General features: G+C 71.5%; 17 protein-coding genes. 11 read left to right on the top strand and 6 right to left on the bottom strand.

What is annotated here, in order from left to right; translation table 11 throughout:
• Entirely contained in the window at positions 1 to 798 is a 798-nt protein-coding gene (locus tag GWK25_RS07540) for an AIM24 family protein (protein ID WP_215457249.1), read from the top strand.
• Between the two features lie 137 nt (positions 799 to 935).
• Entirely contained in the window at positions 936 to 1,412 is a 477-nt protein-coding gene (locus GWK25_RS07535) for a MarR family winged helix-turn-helix transcriptional regulator (RefSeq protein ID WP_184899511.1), read from the top strand.
• A 102-nt stretch (positions 1,413 to 1,514) separates the two neighbouring features.
• On the opposite strand, the gene GWK25_RS07530 is transcribed toward GWK25_RS07535, so the two are convergent.
• Complete coding sequence (locus tag GWK25_RS07530) at positions 1,515 to 2,936, bottom strand: HAMP domain-containing sensor histidine kinase (protein ID WP_215449057.1); 1,422 nt, start codon at positions 2,934 to 2,936, stop codon at positions 1,515 to 1,517.
• Positions 2,933 to 3,601 (bottom strand): response regulator transcription factor, encoded by a 669-nt coding sequence (locus GWK25_RS07525; RefSeq protein ID WP_215449056.1) that lies wholly within the window; start codon positions 3,599 to 3,601, stop codon positions 2,933 to 2,935. The genes GWK25_RS07530 and GWK25_RS07525 overlap by 4 nt, the downstream gene beginning before the upstream one ends.
• A gap of 181 nt (positions 3,602 to 3,782) precedes the next feature.
• Between GWK25_RS07525 and GWK25_RS07520 the strand changes: the two genes are divergently transcribed.
• On the top strand, positions 3,783 to 4,502 hold the full coding sequence (locus GWK25_RS07520; protein WP_215449055.1) for a PepSY domain-containing protein: 720 nt from the start codon (positions 3,783 to 3,785) through the stop codon (positions 4,500 to 4,502).
• Between the two features lie 345 nt (positions 4,503 to 4,847).
• Here the strand turns inward: GWK25_RS07520 and GWK25_RS07515 are convergent, their stop codons facing one another.
• The 3 genes from GWK25_RS07515 to GWK25_RS07505 form a co-directional block, all read right to left on the bottom strand.
• Positions 4,848 to 6,167: an MFS transporter gene (locus GWK25_RS07515; RefSeq protein ID WP_215449054.1), complete on the bottom strand. Its 1,320-nt coding sequence runs from the start codon at positions 6,165 to 6,167 to the stop codon at positions 4,848 to 4,850.
• Between the two features lie 132 nt (positions 6,168 to 6,299).
• Positions 6,300 to 7,256 carry a methylmalonyl Co-A mutase-associated GTPase MeaB gene (gene meaB / locus GWK25_RS07510; protein ID WP_215449053.1) on the bottom strand — a complete coding sequence of 319 codons (957 nt, stop codon included), beginning with the start codon at positions 7,254 to 7,256 and terminating at the stop codon, positions 6,300 to 6,302.
• Positions 7,257 to 7,302: 46 nt separating this feature from the next.
• A complete protein-coding gene (locus tag GWK25_RS07505; RefSeq protein ID WP_215449052.1) occupies positions 7,303 to 8,505 on the bottom strand; it encodes an acetyl-CoA C-acetyltransferase in 1,203 nt (400 codons plus the stop codon).
• Between the two features lie 152 nt (positions 8,506 to 8,657).
• Here GWK25_RS07505 and mce point away from each other — a divergent pair, with 152 nt between their 5' ends.
• From mce to GWK25_RS07470, 7 genes are all read left to right on the top strand, one after another.
• Positions 8,658 to 9,098 carry a methylmalonyl-CoA epimerase gene (mce, locus tag GWK25_RS07500; protein WP_184899498.1) on the top strand — a complete coding sequence of 147 codons (441 nt, stop codon included), beginning with the start codon at positions 8,658 to 8,660 and terminating at the stop codon, positions 9,096 to 9,098.
• A gap of 276 nt (positions 9,099 to 9,374) precedes the next feature.
• The gene (gene scy / locus GWK25_RS07495) at positions 9,375 to 13,226 is read left to right on the top strand and encodes a polarized growth protein Scy (RefSeq protein ID WP_215449051.1); all 3,852 of its coding nucleotides are present in this window, start codon (positions 9,375 to 9,377) and stop codon (positions 13,224 to 13,226) included.
• Between the two features lie 257 nt (positions 13,227 to 13,483).
• Complete coding sequence (locus tag GWK25_RS07490) at positions 13,484 to 14,422, top strand: cellulose-binding protein (protein WP_215449050.1); 939 nt, start codon at positions 13,484 to 13,486, stop codon at positions 14,420 to 14,422.
• A 256-nt stretch (positions 14,423 to 14,678) separates the two neighbouring features.
• On the top strand, positions 14,679 to 15,647 hold the full coding sequence (locus GWK25_RS07485; RefSeq protein ID WP_215449049.1) for an ATP-binding cassette domain-containing protein: 969 nt from the start codon (positions 14,679 to 14,681) through the stop codon (positions 15,645 to 15,647).
• Between the two features lie 2 nt (positions 15,648 to 15,649).
• Positions 15,650 to 16,420, top strand: a complete 771-nt coding sequence (locus GWK25_RS07480; protein WP_215449048.1) for an ABC transporter permease — start codon at positions 15,650 to 15,652, stop codon at positions 16,418 to 16,420.
• 221 nt (positions 16,421 to 16,641) lie between these two features.
• Positions 16,642 to 17,925 carry an ABC transporter ATP-binding protein gene (locus GWK25_RS07475; RefSeq protein WP_215449047.1) on the top strand — a complete coding sequence of 428 codons (1,284 nt, stop codon included), beginning with the start codon at positions 16,642 to 16,644 and terminating at the stop codon, positions 17,923 to 17,925.
• Positions 17,922 to 18,788, top strand: a complete 867-nt coding sequence (locus GWK25_RS07470) for an ABC transporter permease subunit (RefSeq protein ID WP_215449046.1) — start codon at positions 17,922 to 17,924, stop codon at positions 18,786 to 18,788. Before GWK25_RS07475 ends, GWK25_RS07470 begins: the two co-directional genes overlap by 4 nt.
• 30 nt (positions 18,789 to 18,818) lie before the next feature.
• Here the strand turns inward: GWK25_RS07470 and GWK25_RS07465 are convergent, their stop codons facing one another.
• Entirely contained in the window at positions 18,819 to 19,169 is a 351-nt protein-coding gene (locus GWK25_RS07465; RefSeq protein WP_215449045.1) for an ATP/GTP-binding protein, read from the bottom strand.
• Positions 19,170 to 19,390: 221 nt separating this feature from the next.
• On the opposite strand from GWK25_RS07465, the gene GWK25_RS07460 reads away from it, so the two are divergent.
• A complete protein-coding gene (locus tag GWK25_RS07460; protein WP_215449044.1) occupies positions 19,391 to 20,419 on the top strand; it encodes an LLM class flavin-dependent oxidoreductase in 1,029 nt (342 codons plus the stop codon).
• The last annotated feature ends 59 nt before the right edge of the window (positions 20,420 to 20,478 follow it).

Raw genomic sequence — 20,478 nt, 5'->3', positions numbered from 1 at the left:
ATGTACGGGGCCCCGGTCGCCGGACCGACCGTCCACGACCCGATGACGCTGCCGTCCGACGACAACGTCAACAACTACACCTTCTGCGTGGAGCTCAAGGGGAGCCAGTGGTTCCTGCAGAAGGGCAAGATGATCGCCTACTACGGCCAGATGGAGTTCAACGGCATCGGGCACGGCCGTCTCGGCGGTCTCGTCCGTACGTCGTTCCATTCGCCTCTGCACGCGAGCGACTGGGTCGTGGCCGAGGGGTCCGGCAAGATGCTCCTCGCCGACCGGGCCTTCGACGTCAATTCATATGACTTGGAGGACGGCAACCTCACCATTCGCTCGGGCAACCTCCTCGCTTTTCAGCCAAGTCTCTCGCTGAAGCAGTCCATCGTCCCGGGCTTTCTGACCCTCATCGGCACGGGCAAGTTCGTGGCGGCCTCCAACGGCCCGGTGGTGTTCATGGAACCCCCCATCCGGGTCGACCCGCAGGCCCTGGTCGGGTGGGCCGACTGCCCTTCGCCGTGCCACCACTACGACCACGGCTACATGGCCGGTGTCATGGGCGGTCTACGTGCGATGACGGGCATCGGCGGGGCGTCCGGCGAGGAGCACCAGTTCGAGTTCGTCGGGGCGGGCACGGTGCTGCTCCAGTCGTCCGAGACCCTCATGGCCGAGCAGGCCACGGGCATGGTCCCGCACGAGCCGGGCGTACCCGGTGGCGGTGGGGTACCCGGGCATCACGGACAGCCGGCGGGGGCACCGCGCCTTCCCGGACAGCTGGGGGACCTCCAGCGTCGCTTCGGGCTGTGAGCGGTAGTCTGCGGAGTGTGACATCGAACGTGTGCGCGTTGTCATGCTCCACACCCGTAAGACCCGACCTGTCCGCACGAGCGACACTGACGAACCCTCACTAGTTCGCCTTTCAACATTTTAGGTAGACTTCATTCATGGAGACCGAAACGGCCACGCGCTGGCTGACCGATGCGGAGCAGTGCGCCTGGCGCACCCATCTGGACGTCAACAGGCTGCTGACGCACCAGCTCGAAAGGGACCTGCAGCCGTTCGGCCTGACAATGAACGACTACGAGATCCTGGTGAACCTCTCCGAGTCGGAGGGGCGGCGGATGCGGATGAGTGACCTCGCCGCCGCCACACTCCAGTCCAAGAGCCGCCTCTCTCACCAGATCACCCGGATGGAGAACGCCGACCTGGTGCGCCGGGAGAACTGCGAGTCCGACCGCCGCGGCCTGTTCGCGGTGCTCACGGAGCACGGCATGGAGACGATGCAGCGGGTGGCGCCGCATCATGTCGCCTCCGTGCGGCGGCACTTCATCGACCTGCTGTCGGAGGAGGCGATGGCGGAGCTGCACAAGTCCCTGGTCCCGATCGCCGAACACCTCCGGAGTCACCGCGGCAAGCCGTAACCCTCTTTCGGGGCGAACCGGGGGACTGCGGGTCGAGTGTCGGCTGCGGGTTCGTCGTGGCTGGTCGCGCAGTTCCCCGCGCCCCTTTCAGGAGCTCGGGAGTCACAAGGGGAGCCTCAGTTCGAAGAGGGCTCCGCCGTCCGGGGCGTCACCGATCGTCAGGGTGCCTCCGTGGCGTACGGCGATGTCCCGGGCGATGGCGAGCCCCAGGCCCGCGCCGCCGTCGTCCCTCGCCCGGGACTCGTCCAGGCGGACGAAACGTTCGAAGATGCGCTCGCGGTCGGCGGGCGGCACGCCCGTGCCGTCGTCCGCCACCTGCAGGACTGCCCAGTCGGGCGTGGTGCGCAGCGTGACGGCGACCCGGTCGCGGGCGTGGCGGGACGCGTTGTCCAGAAGGTTGCCGAGGACACGGCAGATCTGGTTGCGCGAGCCGCGCAGCTCCACCGAGTCCACCCCGTCCAGGGTCACTCCCTCCCGGGACGCCACCTCTTCCCGTACGACCCGCGCCAGGTCGAACCGGGCGTCCGGCGGCGGCCGCTCCCCCGCGTCCAGGCGGGCGAGCAGCAACAGGTCGGCGGCGAGGCTCTGCAGTCGCACGGTGTCCTCGACCGCCCCGTCCAGGTCCAGCAACTCCGGGTGCGCGGCGCCCACTTCCAGCTGGGTGCGCAGCGAGGCGATGGGGCTGCGCAGTTCGTGCGAGGCGTCCGCGACGAACGCGCGCTGCCGCTCCACCGAGGCCTCCAGCGCGGCCAGCGTCTCGTTCGTGGTCCGTGCGAGCCGGGCGACCTCGTCGTGCGTGTCCGGCTCGGGGACGCGCCGGGAGAGGTCCTCGGAGGCCGTGATCGCCGCCATCTCCGCCCGGATGCCCTCGACGGGTCGCAGTGCCCGCCCGGTGACGACGTACGTCACCCCGCCGACGGTCAGCAGCAGCAGCGGAAGCCCGATGAGCATCGTGGTCAGCGCGGTGCCGACGGCGTCCTCCTCGGTGGAGAGCGGGGCACCCGCGTAGACGGTGAGCGGCACACCCGCCGGCGTCACCACCTCGACCCCGGCGAACCGGTAGTCCGCCGTGGCCCCTTCGACGGTCGCGGTGCCCTCGCCGTACCAGGTCTCGTCGGCGACATCGCCCGCCTTCAGGCTGCCCCCGTCCTCGGCGTCCCGGTCGCCCTCCGCGCGGTCGTCGGCGTCGTCGTTGGTCTCGGAGTTCAGCCGGTCCGAGTCGATGGCGGTCACGTCCATGCCCTCGACGTCCTCGCCGACCGCGACGGGCCTCTCGTCGACGTCCAGCACCTCGACCGGGTTCTCGTCTCCGTCCGGCAGCCTCAGCTCCGCGTAGGCGAACCCGTTCGCCAGTGCCGAGGCGGCGTTGCGGGCCACGGAGTCGGCCTCCGCGTCCGCCTTGTCGGTGAGGGTGAACCGCAGCGACAGCAGGACGGCGGCGCCCGCGGCGACCAGGGCCACGGCGACGACGACGGTCGCGGCGAGGGTGGCACGGGCCCGTACCGAGCCCAGGCGGCGCTTCACGAGCGGCCCTCCAGTCTGTATCCGGCCCCGCGCACGGTCTTGATGAGCGTGGGGCCGAGCTTGCGGCGCAGCGCGCTGATGTAGACCTCGACGATGTTCGGATCGCCGTCGTAGGCGAAGTCCCAGACGTGCTCCAGGATGTCGGCCTTCGAGACGACCTCACCGGCTCTCAGCACGAGTTGTTCCAGGACGGAGAACTCCTTGGTGGTGAGGGAGACCTCGTCCTCGGCGAGGAACACGCGCCGGGCGGCGGTGTCGAGCTTCAGCGTGCCGACCTCGTGCACGGGCGAGGCGCCGCCCGAGGGGCCGCGCCGCCGCAGCAGCGCCTTCACCCGGGCGACGAGGACGACGTACGAGAAGGGCTTCGTCAGATAGTCGTCGGCGCCCGTGTCCAGGCCCTCGGCCTCGTCGTACTCGCCGTCCTTGGCGGTGAGCATCAGGATCGGCACGTCGTGGCCGGCGGAACGCAGGGCGGCGCAGACCCGGTAGCCGTTCATCCCGGGCAGCATGATGTCGAGGATCACGAGGTCGTACGACCCCTCGCTCGCCCGGTGCAGTCCGTCGATCCCGTCGTGGACGACGTCCACGGCATACCCCTCGGCCGTCAGGCCCTTGGCCAGCGACACCGCGAGCCGCTTCTCATCTTCCACGATCAACAGGCGCATGCGTTCAGCTTGGCAAACCCAACCTGAAGCGGTCTTCAGGGGGCTTCAGGTCCGCTTCAGCGTCGGTCGGCCAGATTGGTTCCCGTCGAAAGCAGACGAGGCCGATGAGCCGGACAAGCCATCTGCAACCGGCGACACCATCCGTTACTGGTTGCAGCCAGTCGCATCCTGGAGGAACCCCATGAAGCGCAACATCGTCATCGCCACCATCACGGCCGTCGCCCTGATCGGCGGCGGCACCGCGACCGCCATCGCGGTCGCGGGTGACGACGAGGCGCCGACGAAGAAGACCGTGTCGGTGTCGAACGACGACAACGACCGCGACGACCTGAACGACGACTCAGACGACACCGCCCGGGACAAGGCGGACGACAAGGCAGACGACAAGGCCGAGGACCGGGCCGCCCGCGACACGGACCAGGACGCCGACGACAAGGCCGAGAACGCGGCCGAGGCGAAGGCCGGTCAGGTCACGGCCGCCGACGCGATCGCCACCGCGCTGAAGTCCAAGGCCGGTACGGCCGTCTCCGCCGACCTCGACGACGAGGGCACGAACCTGGTGTGGGACGTCGACGTCCTGACCGCCGGTGACAAGTGGTTCAGCGTCCAGGTCGACCCGAGCACCGGCAAGGTCCTCGGCTCGCACGCCGACCGCGACGACGACGGTGACGACGCCGCCGAGACCCAGCAGATCCGGACCGCGCTGAAGGGCGCCTCCGTGACCGCCGCCGAGGCCGCCGAGGCCGCCGCCGACAAGGGCACGGTGACCTCCGTGGACCTCGACGAGGAGAGCACGGACCAGGCCTGGGAGGTGGACACCACCGCCGCCGACGGCACCGGAAGCGACTGGAGGGTGAACCTCGACTCCGGCAAGCTCACCGCCGACCGCACGGAGGACTGACACCTCGGGTCCGACGAAACCACCGGGAGGAACGTCCCGGCCGACCCCTCGGCCGGACGTCACCCCCAGGAGGACCGGCGCTCTCTCCCCCACTCCTGAAGCCCGACCCCTCCTCCACGCCGGGAAGCCCGCCGCCTTCTCTCCCCCCGAGGGCGCGGACTTCCTCACCCCAGGTAGGGGCACCCGACACCGGGTGCCCCTACAGCCGTTCGCGCGGCCGGGGCCGCCTCGCCCGCGCACGCCTGAAGGGGATGGCCCCCATGGCCCGTCACGAAAGCGCCGCGACCGAGGGGGCCGCCGCGTGAGCCGCCCCGCGACCGACGGAGCACCCGATCGCAGGACGGCTCACGCTCCTTGATGCTCGCTCGCCCCCGCGCGGGCGGCGCTCGCCTCAGCCCGCGTGGCCTGCCCCCTCAGGCTTTCCTCCGCGCTTTCCTCCGCTCTCATCTCCGTCCCGGTCGCGCGGCCCCGTCGGCTCCCCACTCCCACGGCGGTCGCCGCGAAGAGGGCCGTGGCACCCGCCAGGGCGAAGCCGAGGGCGGGAGAGAGGCGGGACACCAGCAGCCCGGAGGCCGCCGCCCCCGTCGCGACACCCGCGTTGACGGCCGCGTTGACCCAGGCGCCGGAGCGGGTGCGGGCGGTGGGCGGGGCGGAGGCGTCTGCGACCAGGTACGCGGTGGTGAGGGCCGGGGCGACGAAGAGGCCCGCGCAGACGACGGCGCCGGTGAGGACGGCGAGGTTCGGGGCAAGCCCCGCACCCGCGAGGGCGAGACCCAGCCCCGCCGTCAGCAGCGCGAGCCGTACGCGGGCACCGGAGCGCCACTCGACCGCGCCGTACAGCAGCCCGCCCACCGCGCTCCCGGCGGACAGCGCGGCGAAGATCCAGGCCACCACGTCGTCCCCGTGGCCCCGCTGCTCGGCGAAGGCCAGCACGAGCAGGTCGAGGGCCCCGAGCGCCAGCCCGACACCGCCGGCCGCGACGACGGGCGGCACGATGCCGGTGACGACCGACCGGCGTCGGCCCGTCGGCTTCTCGGACACCGCGCCCCGCCCCGGAAGGCGCGCCACGGCCGGGGAGGCGACGAACCCGAACGTCCCGACCGCCACCAGCACGGCGCCCAGGACCACGGCGGCGGCCGGAGGGGCGAGGCCCACCACCACGCCCACCACCAACGGCCCCGACACGAACAGCAGTTCCTCCGCGACGCCGTCGAGGCTGTACGCGCGCGGCAACAGCCCCCGCTCCACGGCGAGTTCGCTCCACACGGTGCGCATCGTCGGCCCGAGCGGAGGCGTACAGGCGCCCGCCGCCACCGCGACCGCGCCGAGCACCGGGGCCGAGGCGCCCGGCCGCCAGGCAGCCACCGCCAGCAGACCGAGCAGCACGGCGTACAGCAAGGCCATCGGTGGCAGTGCGCGGCGGGGGCCGTACCGGTCGACGAGCGCCGCCCTCGCGGGCGACAGGAGGACACTGGTGGCCCCGAACAGGGCCATGACGGTGCCTGCGAGGGCGTACGACCCCGTCGCACGGGTCACGGCGAGCAGCACGGCGAGCGGCACCATGCCGTAGGAGAGCCGGCCGACGAGTGCGGCGGCGAAGGTGCGACGGGCGTACGGGATGCGGAGCACCGCGGCGTACGACGGCCGCGAAGAGGTCGCGGACATGCGAAGGGTTCCTCACGGGAGGCGTATCGGGGGACACCGAAGCCCCGCGGGGCGACGCGAGGTCGCGTGCGGGGCGGAGCCGCCTCTACGCCATGTGAGGGAACATACGGCCAAGTTAGCAGCGCGAGAGAGTCAGCCCTCCGTCAGGCCCGCCACCAGCTCGTCCGCCGCCCGATACGGATCCAGCTCCCCCGCCACGATCCGCTCGGCCAACGCATCCAGCCGCCGGTCCCCGTGCAGATCCCCGATCCGCTCCCGCAGAGCGGTCACCGCGATGGTCTCCACCTCACGAGCCGCACGAGCCCGACGCCGCTCCGCCAGGACTCCCCGCTCCTCCATCCAGGCCCGGTGCTTCTCCAGCGCCTCGACGACCTCGTCGACCCCTTCCGCCCGCGCCGCCACCGTCTTGACGATCGGCGGCCGCCAGTCCCCGGGCCCACGGCTCTCACCGAGCCCCAGCATGTGGTTCAGCTCGCGCGCGGTCGCGTCCGCGCCGTCCCGGTCGGCCTTGTTGACGACGTAGACGTCGCCGATCTCCAGGATCCCCGCCTTGGCCGCCTGGATGCCGTCCCCCATGCCGGGGGCGAGGAGCACCACGGACGTGTCCGCCTGGGAGGCGATCTCCACCTCGGACTGGCCGACCCCGACCGTCTCGACGAGGATCACGTCGCAGCCCGCCGCGTCCAGGACCCGGATCGCCTGCGGGGCCGCCCAGGCGAGGCCGCCCAGGTGGCCACGGGTCGCCATCGAACGGATGTACACGCCGGGGTCGGAGGCGTGGTCCGACATCCGGACGCGGTCGCCGAGCAGCGCGCCGCCCGAGAAGGGCGACGACGGGTCGACGGCGAGCACGCCGACCCGCTTGCCCGCCCTGCGGTACGCGCTCACCAGCGCCGACGTGGACGTGGACTTGCCCACGCCGGGTGAGCCGGTGAGGCCCACGACGTACGCGCCTCCCGTGAGCGGCGCCAGTGCCGCCATGACCTCACGCAGTTGCGGGGCCGCCCCCTCCACCAGGGAGATCAGCCGGGCGACGGCCCGGGGCCGCCCTTCCCTGGCCTGTGCCACCAGCGTGGGGACGTCCTGCATCACAGCTCCGATCCGAGTAGCGCGTACACCTGGAACCGACGGGGACTCAGGCCTTGGGTACCCGCACGATCAGCGCGTCACCCTGACCGCCGCCACCGCACAGCGCCGCCGCGCCGACCCCGCCGCCGCGCCGCTTCAGCTCCAGGGCGAGGTGCAGGACGAGCCGGGCACCGGACATGCCGATGGGGTGGCCGAGGGCGATCGCGCCACCGTTGACGTTCACCTTTTCCGGGGACACGCCGAGGTCCTTCATTGACTGCACGGCGACGGCGGCGAAAGCCTCGTTGATCTCGATGAGGTCCAGGTCCGCCACCTCCAGCCCGTCCTTCTTCAGGGCGTGCCGAATCGCGTTCGACGGCTGGGACTGGAGCGAGTTGTCCGGCCCGGCCACGTTCCCGTGGGCGCCGATCTCGGCGAGCCACGTGAGGCCGAGCTCCTCCGCCTTGGCCTTGCTCATCACGACCACGGCGGCGGCGCCGTCGGAGATCTGCGAGGCGGAGCCGGCCGTGATCGTGCCGTCCTTGGCGAAGGCCGGACGCAGCTTGCCCAGCGACTCGGCGGTCGTCTCGCCCCGGATGCCCTCGTCCTGGCTGAAGACGACCGGCTCGCCCTTGCGCTGCGGGATCTCCACCGGCGTGATCTCGGCGTCGAAGAGGCCGTTCTTCTGGGCGGCGGCGGCGCGCTGGTGGGACTGCGCGGCGATCTCGTCCTGCTCGGGGCGGAGGATGCCGAGGCGGGTGTTGTGCTTCTCGGTGGACTCGCCCATGGCGATGTTCTCGAAGGAGTCCGTGAGCCCGTCGTACGCCATCGCGTCGAGCATCTGGATCGCCCCGTACTTGTAGCCCTCACGGGACTTCGGGAGCAGGTGGGGGGCGTTGGTCATGGACTCCTGGCCGCCCGCCACGACCACGTCGAACTCGCCGGCGCGGATCAGCTGGTCGGCGAGCGCGATGGCGTCGAGGCCCGACAGACACACCTTGTTGATGGTGAGCGCGGGCACGTTCATGGGGATGCCGGCCTTGACCGCGGCCTGGCGCGCCGGGATCTGCCCCGCCCCGGCCTGGAGCACCTGGCCCATGATCACGTACTGCACCTGGTCGCCACCGATCCCCGCACGGTCCAGGGCGGCCTTGATCGCGAAACCGCCGAGGTCGGCTCCGGAGAAGGACTTCAGCGAACCGAGCAACCGTCCCATGGGCGTACGGGCGCCCGCGACGATCACCGAGGTCGTGCCGTTCGTTCCAGTCATGAGGTGCGATCCCCTTCCAGCTTGCACAGCCGAGGAGTGAGTGAACGAGGGTTTACTTCGAATGTACTGAGTGGCACTCCGTGCCGTCACCGGGCCGTCGGTGTGATCGCGCGCACGTTGCGTAACCGTCGTATGAGCGCTGCACTGACACCATGCTGACGCGAATCGACCACATCGGGATCGCCTGTTTCGACCTCGACGCCACCGTCGAGTTCTACCGGGCCACGTACGGCTTCGAGGTGTACCACTCCGAGGTCAACGAGGAGCAGGGCGTGCGCGAGGCCATGCTCAAGATCAACAGCACGGACGACGGTGGTGCCTCCTACCTGCAGCTTCTGGAGCCGACCCGCGAGGACTCCACCGTCGCGAAGTGGCTGGCCAAGAACGGCGAGGGGGTCCACCACATCGCCTTCGGTACGGCGGATGTCGACGGCGAGGCAGCCGCGATCAAGGACAAGGGCGTACGCGTCCTGTACGAGGAGCCGCGAATCGGTTCCATGGGGTCACGGATCACGTTCCTGCACCCCAAGGATTGTCATGGCGTACTGACAGAACTGGTCACTTCGGCGCCAGTTGAGTCACCTGAGCACTGACCCCCGTACATATGGGCCGGTAGGGTTGGGGTCGGCCGTCGCCTTCGAGGGGGACGGCCCGGGTCCTGCCGCCTTCCGAGGAGCGGGATCCAAGGGCAGCGCGGAGATCCATCAGTGCCTGTCCTAGGGCCGGGGTCCAGGTTTCGGGGGACGAGGGTGAGGGCGGCAGCCCGTGCTCCGCCGTTGATCTGACACCATGCCCCGGGGGCCCCGTTCGGCGGTTGGACGGAGCTCGTTTGCCAGAGGTTGCGACCAGGGGACGGATGGGACCGCGCAGTGCGGGGCTACGAACGCCAGGAGCGAGAGCCGGCGGCTGACGTCGACCACCTCTCTCGGTTCGAGGCCGAGATGGAGCGGCTGAAGACCGAGCGGGAAAAGGCGATCCAGCACGCCGAGGACCTCGGCTACCAGGTCGAGGTGCTGCGCGCCAAGCTGCACGAGGCGCGCCGCACCCTCATGTCCCGACCCGCCTACGACACTGGCGGCGACCTCGGGTACCAGGCCGAGCAGATGCTCCGCCAGGCACAGATGCAGGCCGACCAGCTGCGCGCGGACGCCGAGCGCGAGCTGAGCCAGGCCCGCGCGCAGACGCAGCGCATCCTCCAGGAGCACGCCGAGCAGGCCGCTCGGCTCCAGGCGGAGCTGCACCAGGAGGCCGTCACCCGCCGCCAGCAGCTCGACCAGGAGCTCTCCGAGCGCCGGCAGACGGTCGAGTCGCACGTCAACGAGAACGTGGCGTGGGCCGAGCAGTTGCGCGCCCGCAGCGAGTCCCAGGCCCGTCGGCTCGTCGACGAGTCGCGCGCGGAGGCCGAGCAGGCGCTGGCCGCCGCCCGCGCCGAGGCCGAGCGGCTCGCCGCCGAGGCCCGCCAGCGGCTGCAGAGCGACTCGGAGGCCGCCCGCAGCGAGGCCGACCAGATCCTGCGCCGGGCCCGCGCCGAGGCCGAACGGCTGCTGAACGCGGCGTCCACGCAGGCCCAGGAGGCCACCGAGCACGCCGAGCAGCTGCGCACCTCCACCGCCACCGAGTCGGACTCCGCGCGCCGCCAGGCCGCCGAGCTGAGCCGGACCGCCGAGCAGCGCATGGCGGAGGCGGAGGCGGCGCTGCGCGAGGCGCGCGCCGAGGCCGAGAAACTGGTCGCGGAGGCCAAGGAGAACGCGGCCAAGACCGTCACCGCCGCCGAGTCGACCAACGAGCAGCGCACCCGTACGGCCAAGGAGCAGGTCGCCCGGCTGGTCGAGGAGGCCACCAAGGAGGCCGAAGCCACCAAGGCGTCCGCCGAAGAGGTCGTCGCGGACGCCAGGGCCGAGGCGGAGAAGCTGCTCGCCGAGGCCGCCGAGAAGGCCCGCTCGATCACCGCGGAGGAGTCCGCCTCCCAGCTCGCCAAGACGGCCAAGACCGCCGAGGACGTGCTGAACAAGGCGTCCGAGGAGGCCCGCAACACCACCAAGGCCGCCGCCGAGGAGGCCGAGCGCATCCGCGCCGAGGCCGAGGCGGAGGCGGACCGGCTGCGCGCCGAGGCCCACGACCTCGCCGAACAGCTCAAGGGCTCGGCGAAGGACGACACCAAGGAGTACCGGGCCAAGACCGTCGAGCTGCAGGAGGAGGCGCGCCGGCTGCGCGGCGAGGCCGAGCAGCTGCGCTCCGACGCGGTCGCCGAGGGCGAGCGCATCCGTTCCGAGGCCCGGCGTGAGGCCGTCCAGCAGATCGAGGAGGCGGCCAAGACCGCCGAGGAGCTGCTCGCCAAGGCCCGCACGGACGCCGACGAGCTGCGGCAGACGGCCACCGCGGACAGCGAGAAGGTCCGTACCGAGGCCATCGAACGCGCTTCGACGCTGCGCCGTCAGGCCGAGGAGACGCTGGAGCGCACCCGCAAGGAGGCCGAGCGGCACCGCGCCGAGGCCGAGGAGCAGTCCGAGGAGCTGAAGGCCGAGGCCGAGCGGGCCGCCCGTGAGCTGCGCGAGGAGACCGAGCGCGGTGTCGAGGCCCGCAAGGCGGAGGCGGCCGAGGAACTGACCCGGCTGCAGGGCGAGGCAGAGGCCCGGCTGGCCTCCGCGGAGGAGGCCCTCGCCGACGCCCGCGCCGAGGCCGAGCGGATCCGCCGCGAGGCCGGCGAGGAGAGCGACCGGCTGCGCACCGAGGCCGCCGAGCGCATCCGTACGCTCCAGGCACAGGCCGAGGCCGAGGCCGAGCGGCTGCGCGACGAGGCCGCGTCCGACGCGTCGGCGTCCCGCGCCGAGGGCGAGGCCGTCGCCGTAAGGCTGCGCTCGGAGGCGGCGGCCGAGGCCGAGCGGCTGAAGTCCGAGGCGCAGGACACCGCCGACCGGGTGCGGGCGGAGGCGCAGGCCGCGGCCGAGCGGCTCGCCACGGAGGCCTCGGAGACGCTGGCCGCCGCGCAGGAGGAGGCCGCCCGGCGCCGCCGCGAGGCCGAGGAACTCCTCGGCGCGGCCCGGCAGGAGGCCGACCAGGAGCGGCTGCGGGCCCGCGAGCAGAGCGAGGAGCTGCTGGCCTCGGCGCGCAAGCGCGTCGAGGAGGCCCAGACCGAGGCCGTGCGCCTGGTCGAGGAGGCCGAGCGGCGGGCCGGCGAGATGGTGTCGGCGGCCGAGCAGCACGCGCAGCAGGTGCGGGACTCCGTCGCCGGGCTGCACGAGCAGGCCCAGGAGGAGATCGCCGGGCTGCGCAACACGGCCGAGCACGTGGCGGACCGGATGCGCCGCGAGGCCGAGGAGGAGTCGGACCGGGTCCGCGCCGACGCCTACGCGGAGCGGGAGCGGGCCACCGAGGACGCCAACCGGGTGCGCCGCGAGGCCCGGGACGAGTCGGAGGCGGCGAAGGCGCTCGCCGAGCGCACGGTCGCGGAGGCCATCGCCGAGGCGGAGCGGGTGCGCAGCGACGCGTCCGAGCACGCCCAGCGGGTCCGTACGGAGGCCTCGGACACCGTCGCGCGGGCCGACCAGGACGCCTCGCGCACCCGTGCGGAGGCCCGCGACGACGCCAACCGCATCCGTTCGGACGCGGCGACCCAGGCCGACACCCTGATCACCGAGGTGACGGCCGAGGCGGAGCGGCTCACCCGGGAGACCAACGAGGAGGCCGAGCGGGTCCGGGCCGAGTCCGTCGCCAAGGCCGACCGGCTGGTCGGCGAGGCCACCGACGAGGCCGAACGGCTGCGGGCCGAGGCCGCCGAGACGGTGGGCTCCGCGCAAGCGCACGCCGAGCGCGTGCGGGCCGACGCCGAGCGCGTGCGGGCCGAGGCGGAGGCGGAGGCCGACCGGCTCATGGCGCACGCCCGCGAGGAGGCCGACAACACCCTCGACCAGGCCCGCAAGGACGCCAACAAGCGGCGTTCCGAGGCCGCCGAGCAGGTCGACAAGCTCATCTCGGAGACGGCGGCCGAGGCCGACAAGCTGCTCAGCGAGGCGCAGACGCAGGCCCTGCAGACCACCGCGGACGCCGAGGGGCAGGCCGACTCCATGGTCGGCGCGGCCCGCAAGGAGGCCGAGCGGCTGGTCGCCGAGGCGACCGTCGAGGGCAACTCCAGGGTGGAGAAGGCCCGTACGGACGCCGACGAGCTGCTCGTCGGCGCGCGCCGGGACGCGACCGCCATAAGGGAGCGGGCCGAGGAGCTGCGCGACCGCATCACGGCCGAGATCGAGGCGCTGCACACACGGGCCCGTCGTGAGGCCGCCGAGACGATGAAATCCACCGGTGATCGCTGCGACGCGCTCATCAAGGCCGCTGAGGAGCAGTTGGAGAAGGCGACGGCCAAGGCCAAGGAGATCGTTTCCGAGGCGAACTCCGAGGCGGGCAAGGTGCGTATCGCCGCGGTGAAGAAGGCCGAGGGCCTGCTGAAGGAGGCCGAGCAGAAGAAGTCCACGCTCGTCCGTGAGGCCGAGGAGCTGAAGGCCGAGGCGATCCGCGAGGCCCGCCGGACGGTCGAGGAGGGCAAGCGCGAGCTGGAGGTGCTGGTCCGCCGCCGCGAGGACATCAATGCCGAGATCTCCCGTGTCCAGGACGTCCTGGTGGCGTTGGAGTCTTTTGAGGCCCCGTCGAGCGGCAAGGACGGTGGAGTCAAGACGGGTGCCGCGGCGGGTGCGACTCGTTCGGGTGGCAAGTCGTCAGAGGGCTAGCGGTGCCGGGGTGTTGCGGGTATCTTCCCGCCCCGCCCTGGCGTCACGGACACCGATTTGTGCTCGTTCTGTGCTTGCCATCTGTGCCGTCTGTGCTTTCAGGGCCTTTACGCAAAGTTTCTGGCAAGTATTCCGATGGTCGGCCACTCAAAAGGGGTGTCATTCTCCAGATCAAACGTGCATCTGCTCGATGACACGCCGCTTCGCCCCCTAGGATTCCACCTATCACCTCACCGGTCTCATTCGACAGGAACCCCATGAGCGACACTTCCCCCTACGGCTTCGAGCTTGTGCGGCGTGGATACGACCGCGCTCAGGTGGACGAACGTATCTCCAAGCTCGTCTCCGACCGTGACTCCGCTCTCGCCCGCATCACCGCTCTGGAGAAGCGCATCGAGGAGCTCCACCTCGAGACGCAGAACGCCCAGGCGGCGGTGACCGACGCCGAGCCGTCCTACGCCGGGCTCGGCGCGCGCGTCGAGAAGATCCTCCGCCTCGCCGAGGAGGAGGCGAAGGACCTGCGCGAGGAGGCCCGCCGCGCCGCCGAGCAGCACCGTGAGCTCGCCGAGTCGGCGGCCCAGCAGGTGCGCAACGACGCCGAGTCCTTCGCGGCCGAGCGCAAGGCCAAGGCCGAGGACGAGGGCGTCCGGATCGTCGAGAAGGCCAAGAGCGACGCTTCGCAGCTGCGTGCCGAGGCGCAGAAGGACGCGCAGTCCAAGCGCGAGGAGGCGGACGCCCTCTTCGAGGAGACCCGTGCGAAGGCCGCGCAGGCCGCCGCCGACTTCGAGACGAACCTCGCCAAGCGTCGCGAGCAGTCCGAGCGCGACCTGGCGTCGCGGCAGCAGAAGGCCGAGAAGCGTCTCGCGGAGATCGAGCACCGCGCGGAGCAGCTGCGGCTGGAGGCCGAGAAGCTGCGCACCGACGCCGAGCGCCGTGCCCGCCAGACGGTGGAGACCGCGCAGCGTCAGGCCGAGGACATCGTCGCGGACGCGAACGCCAAGGCGGACCGGATCCGTTCGGAATCCGAGCGCGAGCTGGCGGCGCTCACCAACCGCCGCGACTCGATCAACGCCCAGCTGACGAACGTGCGCGAGATGCTGGCGACCCTCACGGGTGCGGCGGTCGCCGCCGCGGGCACGCCGGTCACCGACGACGAGCCGATCTCCCGCGGGGTGCCGGCCCAGCAGTCCCGGTAACACGGTCGCCTGACGGCCGCGGCCGGACGAGGCGCCTTCGGGCCCGCGTCTCCCCTCCGGGGGGCGCGGGCCTTCGGTGTTCCGGGGGTGGTGACAGCCGCCGCCCAGCCGTGATGGCGATGCCCAAGAGCCCGGGGGCTTCTGCTGTCGCGCGTCTGACGGCCGTACGTGGCTGGTCGCGCAGTTCCCCGCGCCCCTTGTGGGGGCTGTCAGTACTCAGGTGGCAGGCACCCGACCCCCGTTCTAGCGTGGCCGCATGATCGAGCTCGACGGGCTGACCAAGCGGTATGGCGAGAAGGTCGCGGTGAACAATCTGACTTTCGCCGTGCGGCCCGGGGTCGTGACCGGTTTTCTCGGGCCGAACGGTGCCGGGAAATCGACGACGATGCGCATGATCCTGGGGCTGGACCGCCCGACGGCCGGGGATGTCCGGATCGACGGCACGCACTACGACCGCCTGAGGGACCCGCTGACGTACATCGGCGCGCTCCTGGACGCGAAGGCCATGCATGGTGGCCGCAGCGCCTTCAACCATCTGCTGTGCCTCGCGCAGAGCAACGGGATCCCCCGGGCCCGCGTGCACGAGGTGCTGGACACGGTCGGACTGACGTCGGTGGCGCGGAAGAAGGCGAAGGGGTTCTCGCTGGGGATGGGGCAGCGGCTCGGTATCGCCGGCGCACTGCTCGGCGATCCGCGGATCCTGATGTTCGACGAGCCCGTCAACGGCCTCGACCCCGAGGGCATCCACTGGATCCGCAACCTGATGAAGTCCCTCGCGGCCCAGGGCCGGACCGTGTTCGTGTCGTCGCACCTGATGAGCGAGATGGCGCTGACCGCCGACCACCTCGTGGTGATCGGACAGGGACGGCTCCTCGCCGACACCTCCATGGCGCTGTTCATCCAGCAGAACTCACGGTCGTACGTACGGATCCGCACTCCCCAGCGCGAACAGTTGCTCGACGCTCTGCACACCGTCGGTGTCATGGTCGTGCAGACGGGCGACGGGGCGCTGGAGGTGGACGGCGGGAAACCGGAGCAGATCGGCGAACTGGCCGGCCGGCACGGCATCGTGCTGCACGAGCTGAGCCCTCAACAGGCTTCGCTGGAGGAGGCGTTCATGCGGCTGACCGCCGAGTCGGTGGAGTACCACGCGCACGACGGCACCCCGGTGGCGAGCCCGTCGCCCGCCCCCGCCTGGGGCGCCGGCTGGAAGCGGGAGGGCTGACCATGGCCGCCGTCCAGGTCGTCCGCTCGGAGTGGACCAAGATCCGTTCGGTGGCGTCCACGGTGTGGACGCTGTCGCTGGCCGGGCTCGTCACCGTCGCGCTCGGCGTGCTGATCTCCCTGCTGTCGAAGAACGAGTTCGACAATCTGAGCCGCGACGACCGGCTCTCGTTCGACCCCACCTTCATCAGCTTCGCGGGCATGACCCTCGGCCAGCTGGCCATGATCGTGTTCGGTGTGCTGGTGGTGTCGAACGAGTACAGCACCGGCATGATCCGGACCTCACTCGCCGCCGTGCCGCAGCGCGGCACCTTCCTCTTCGGCAAGATCGCGGTGGCCACCGCACTCGCGTTCGCGGTGGGGCTCGTGACCAGCTTCGTGACGTTCTTCCTGGGACAGGCGATGCTCGGCCCGCACCGGGCCGAGATCGGCGATCCGGGCGTCCTGCGCGCGGTCTTCGGCGGCGGGCTCTACATGACCCTGATCGCGATGTTCTCGATGGGCGTCGCGGCGATGCTGCGCAGCCCGATGCTGTCGCTCGGCATCCTGATGCCGTTCTTCTTCCTGATCTCCAACATCCTCGGCAACGTCGGCGCCACCGAGAAGGTCGGCCGCTACCTCCCCGACCAGGCCGGCAGCAAGATCATGCAGGTGGTCATGCCGGTGGACGACGACACCCCGTACGGGCCCTGGGGCGGTCTCGCCGTCATGGCGCTGTGGGTGGCCGCGGCCCTGCTCGGCGGATATCTGACGCTGAAGCGACGCGACGCGTGATCGGGCGCTCGGGCGATCGCGTGATCGCGTGATCGGGCGATCAGGCATCTGACCAGCGGTTACGTACATGCCAAAGCGACCGGCCCGTGACCTGCGAGGTTTTACTTCCTCTTGGGCGGAACCGTCAGCGCCCCGATAAGCTCCTAATCCTTACGGGGGCGTGCGCCCCGACGTCCTGAGACGAGTCCGAGACGTCACGAACCGTTCGATGGGTGCGGAGCATGATCGAGGCAGTCGGCCTGACGAAGCGCTATGGCGCCAAGACAGCCGTGTACAACCTTTCCTTCCAGGTGCGGCCGGGGGCCGTCACCGGCTTCCTGGGCCCCAACGGCTCGGGCAAGTCGACGACGATGCGCATGATCCTCGGCCTGGACAATCCCACCTCCGGGCAGGTGACGATCGGCGGCTACCCGTACCGCAAGCTGCCCAACGCGGCCCGCCAGGTCGGCGCCCTCCTCGACGCCAAGGCGGTGCACGGTGGCCGGCACGCCCGCAACCACCTGCTGTCCCTCGCCCAGCTGTCGGGCATCCCGGCCCGCCGGGTGGACGAGGTGCTCGGTGTCGTCGGCCTCCAGGACGTGGCCAAGAAGCGCTCCAAGGGCTTCTCCCTCGGCATGGGCCAGCGGCTCGGCATCGCCGCCGCCCTGCTCGGCGACCCCCAGGTCCTGCTCTTCGACGAGCCGGTCAACGGCCTCGACCCCGAGGGCATCCTCTGGGTCCGCAACCTGATGAAGGCGCTCGCAGCCGAGGGCCGCACGGTCTTCGTCTCCTCGCACCTGATGAGCGAGATGGCACTGACCGCCGACCACCTCATCGTCATCGGGCGCGGGCAGCTGCTCTCCGACATGAGCATCAAGGACTTCATCTCGGCGAACTCCGCCGACTTCGCGCGCGTACGCACCCCGGACAGCGAGCCGCAGCAGCGCGAGAAGCTGACGGCGGCGCTGACCGAGGCGGGGGGCCAGGTGCTGCCCGAGCAGGACGGGGCACTGCGTGTCATGGGTCTGCCGCTGCCCCGGATCAGCGACCTCGCGCACGGCGCCGACGTGCGGCTGTGGGAGCTGTCGCCGCACCAGGCCTCGCTGGAGGAGGCGTACATGCGGATGACGCAGGGCGCCGTCGACTACCGCTCGACGACCGACCAGAAGGCCGGTCTCCAGCAGCCCCTGCCGCCCGGCGCGCAGCCGCCGATGCCGGTGCCCGGACAGGGCCAGCCGGGCTGGTACGCGCCTCCGGCACCGCAGCAGGGCGGTCAGCCTTACGCGCCGCAGGGCCAGCCGGCGCCGCAGGGCCAGCCGCCGGCCGGTCCGTACGGCGCTCCGGCGCCCGGGGCGCCCGCTCAGGCGCCCGCGCAGCCCCAGCCGAACCCGTACGCCCAGTCCGCGCCCCCGGTCGCGCCCCCGGCCCCCGCGCAGCCCGCCGCCGCGCCGGCGCCCGCCCCCTCCCCCGCACCCGCGGCCCCCGCGCCCGCCGCCGACCTGACGAAGTCCGAGGACGCCCGATGAGCACGCCCCAGCCGCACCTCGCGCAGCAGCCGCCCGCCCCCGCCTGGCAGGGCGCGCCGGGCACGTCGTACACCTCGCCGATCCCGATCGTGCGCACCCACCTGGGGCACGCGATCTCCTCCGAGTGGACGAAGATCAAGTCGGTCCGCTCGACGATGTGGACGCTGGGCGTCTTCGTCGTCCTGGTGATCGGCCTCGGTCTGCTCTTCGCCCTGATCGCCGCCTCCACGGACATGAACCTGGAGGGCGAGTCGCCGCTGGGTCTCGGTCTGTTCGGGCTGATGATCGGCAGCGTCTGCATCATCACGCTCGGGGTGCTGACCACCGCGTCCGAGTACGGCACGGGAATGATCCGGACGACGATGACGGCCTGCCCGAGCCGGGGCCGGGTGCTGCTCGCGAAGGCCATCGTGTTCTTCGCGCTCACCTTCACGGTCACCCTGGTCACCACCGCGTTCGTCGGCTTCGTCCAGGTGGCGATCCTGGAGGACAGCGGCGCGGTGAGCCCCGACGGCGAGGAGTGGTTCAAGGCCACGGTCGGCGTGAGTCTCTTCCTCGCGCTCTTCGGGCTGCTGTCGCTGCTGATGGGCTCGTTGATCCGGCACTCCGCCGGCGCGATCACCATCATGCTCGGAGTCTTCCTCGCGCCGCTGGTCATCGCGATCTTCATGTTCTCGGAGTCGCTGAAGGACGTGCAGGAGTTCCTGCTGGAGTACTCGATCCCGAGTCAGCTCAGCGTCTTCTACGGTGCGGAGCTCAGCCAGTCCGGCCCGTCGGGCTGGGACCCGCTGTGGATCATGCTCGTCCTGGTGACGGCCGCGTTCGTCGGCGCGTACGCCCTGCTGGAGAAGCGGGACGTCTGACCGAGGACGACGACGGAAGTCCGCGAGGTGTCAGAACCTCGGCGCGTTACGGGACCGCTGCACCCGCGAGGTGCGGCGGTCCTTCGCGTTCCAGCAGGCCTTGTGCCAGTGCCGGCGCTCGTCGACGCCCGAGTGCTCGGGCCAGGCGACGACATGCGGCACCCCGGAGGCGATCATCTGGTCGCAACCGGGGCAGCGGTAGGTCTTGCCGGCCGCACTGGCGCCCGCCACATGGCGCACGCTCCACTCCTCGCCCCGCCAGGGCTCGCTGGTCTGCCAGCCGCCGTACCGGTCCGACCGGTCCTCCTCCGCGCTGCGGCCTGACGGACCCGACTGCCCCGACGAGGCATTGTCCTTGGGGCGGTTGCGACGCGGGGACACGGGACACCTCACGGGGCTATACAGGGAGCAGGGTTGGTGTCCAGCCTACGCGGGCCCGGTGGGGGTACGCGTACGTCGCCAATCCCCTCAGAACGCCCTCCGCCCGGCGCATTCTGCAGACAATCCGCAAATCTCGTCGCCAGGCCGTGTCTTCGGCACGTGTCACGGGGTTATGCCGGTGGGGGAGCTCCCGAGTCGGAGCCGAGGAAGCAGGAAGAGCGATGCACGTAGGAACATTTGTACTGGGCGCCCAGTTCCCCGGCCAGGGCCAGGGGGAGGCGCTCCACCGGGCGGTACGGACCGCGGAAGTGGCCGACGAGGCGGGCCTGGACGCGGTCTGGCTGGCCGAGCACCACTTCGTGCCGTACGGCACCTGTCCGTCGGCGATCACCCTCGCCGCGTTACTGCTGGGGCGCACCCGGCGCATCCGGGTCGGCACCGCGGTCAGCGTGCTGCCCACGACGCACCCCGTGGCCCTGGGCGAACAGGCCGCGCTGCTCCACGTGACCTCCGGGGGACGCTTCTCCCTGGGCGTGGGGCGCGGTGGGCCGTGGGTCGATCTGGAGGTGTTCGGCTCCGGTCTCGGGGCGTACGAGAAGGGCTTCCCGGAATCACTCGATCTGCTCATGCGCTGGCTGCGTGAGCCCTCGGTGTCGGCCTCGGGGGAACGATTCAGCTTCCGCGAGGTGACGGTCGTCCCGAGGCCGGCGGAGGACCTGGACGAGACCCCGGGCCCGGAGGTCGTCGTCGCCTGCACCTCACCGACGAGTGTGAAACTGGCGGCCGAGCGCGGTCTTTCGATGCTCCTCGGCATGCACGTCGGGGACGAGGAGAAGGCGGAGATGGTCGCGCTGTGGCGCAACTGCGCCCGGGCGGCGGGCCGTTCGCCGGAGGAGATCTCCGGCGCGGCCCATGTCTCGGCCGGCGTCTGCCAGATCGCGGACCGGCGCACCGACGCCGTGGAGGCGCTCACCAAGGCGATGCCGGGCTGGCTGAAGCAGGGCCTCGACGCGCATGTGACCGTCGACGGCCGCGCCCGCGCGATGCGGGACCCGCTGGCCTACACCGAACTCCTCTGCGGGCTGCACCCGGTGGGCACTCCGCGGCTGTGCGCCGACCGGCTGGCGGCGACGAGCGAGCGGACGGGCATCTCCCGCTTCGCCCTGCTCGTCGAGGGCTCCGGCGATCTGGCGGCGACGGAGGAGAACGTACGGCGACTCGGTGCCGAGGTGCTGCCTCACCTCGGCTGAGCCACTGCGAGGAGCTTGCCGCCCCGGTTACCGATGCACCTCCCGCGATGGGAGCGGCA

Source organism: Streptomyces sp. ATCC 21386 (assembly GCF_018728545.1).
Lineage (GTDB): Bacteria > Actinomycetota > Actinomycetes > Streptomycetales > Streptomycetaceae > Streptomyces.
Note: the sequence above shows the minus strand (reverse complement) of the source record. Positions and strands in the feature narration are given on the sequence as shown.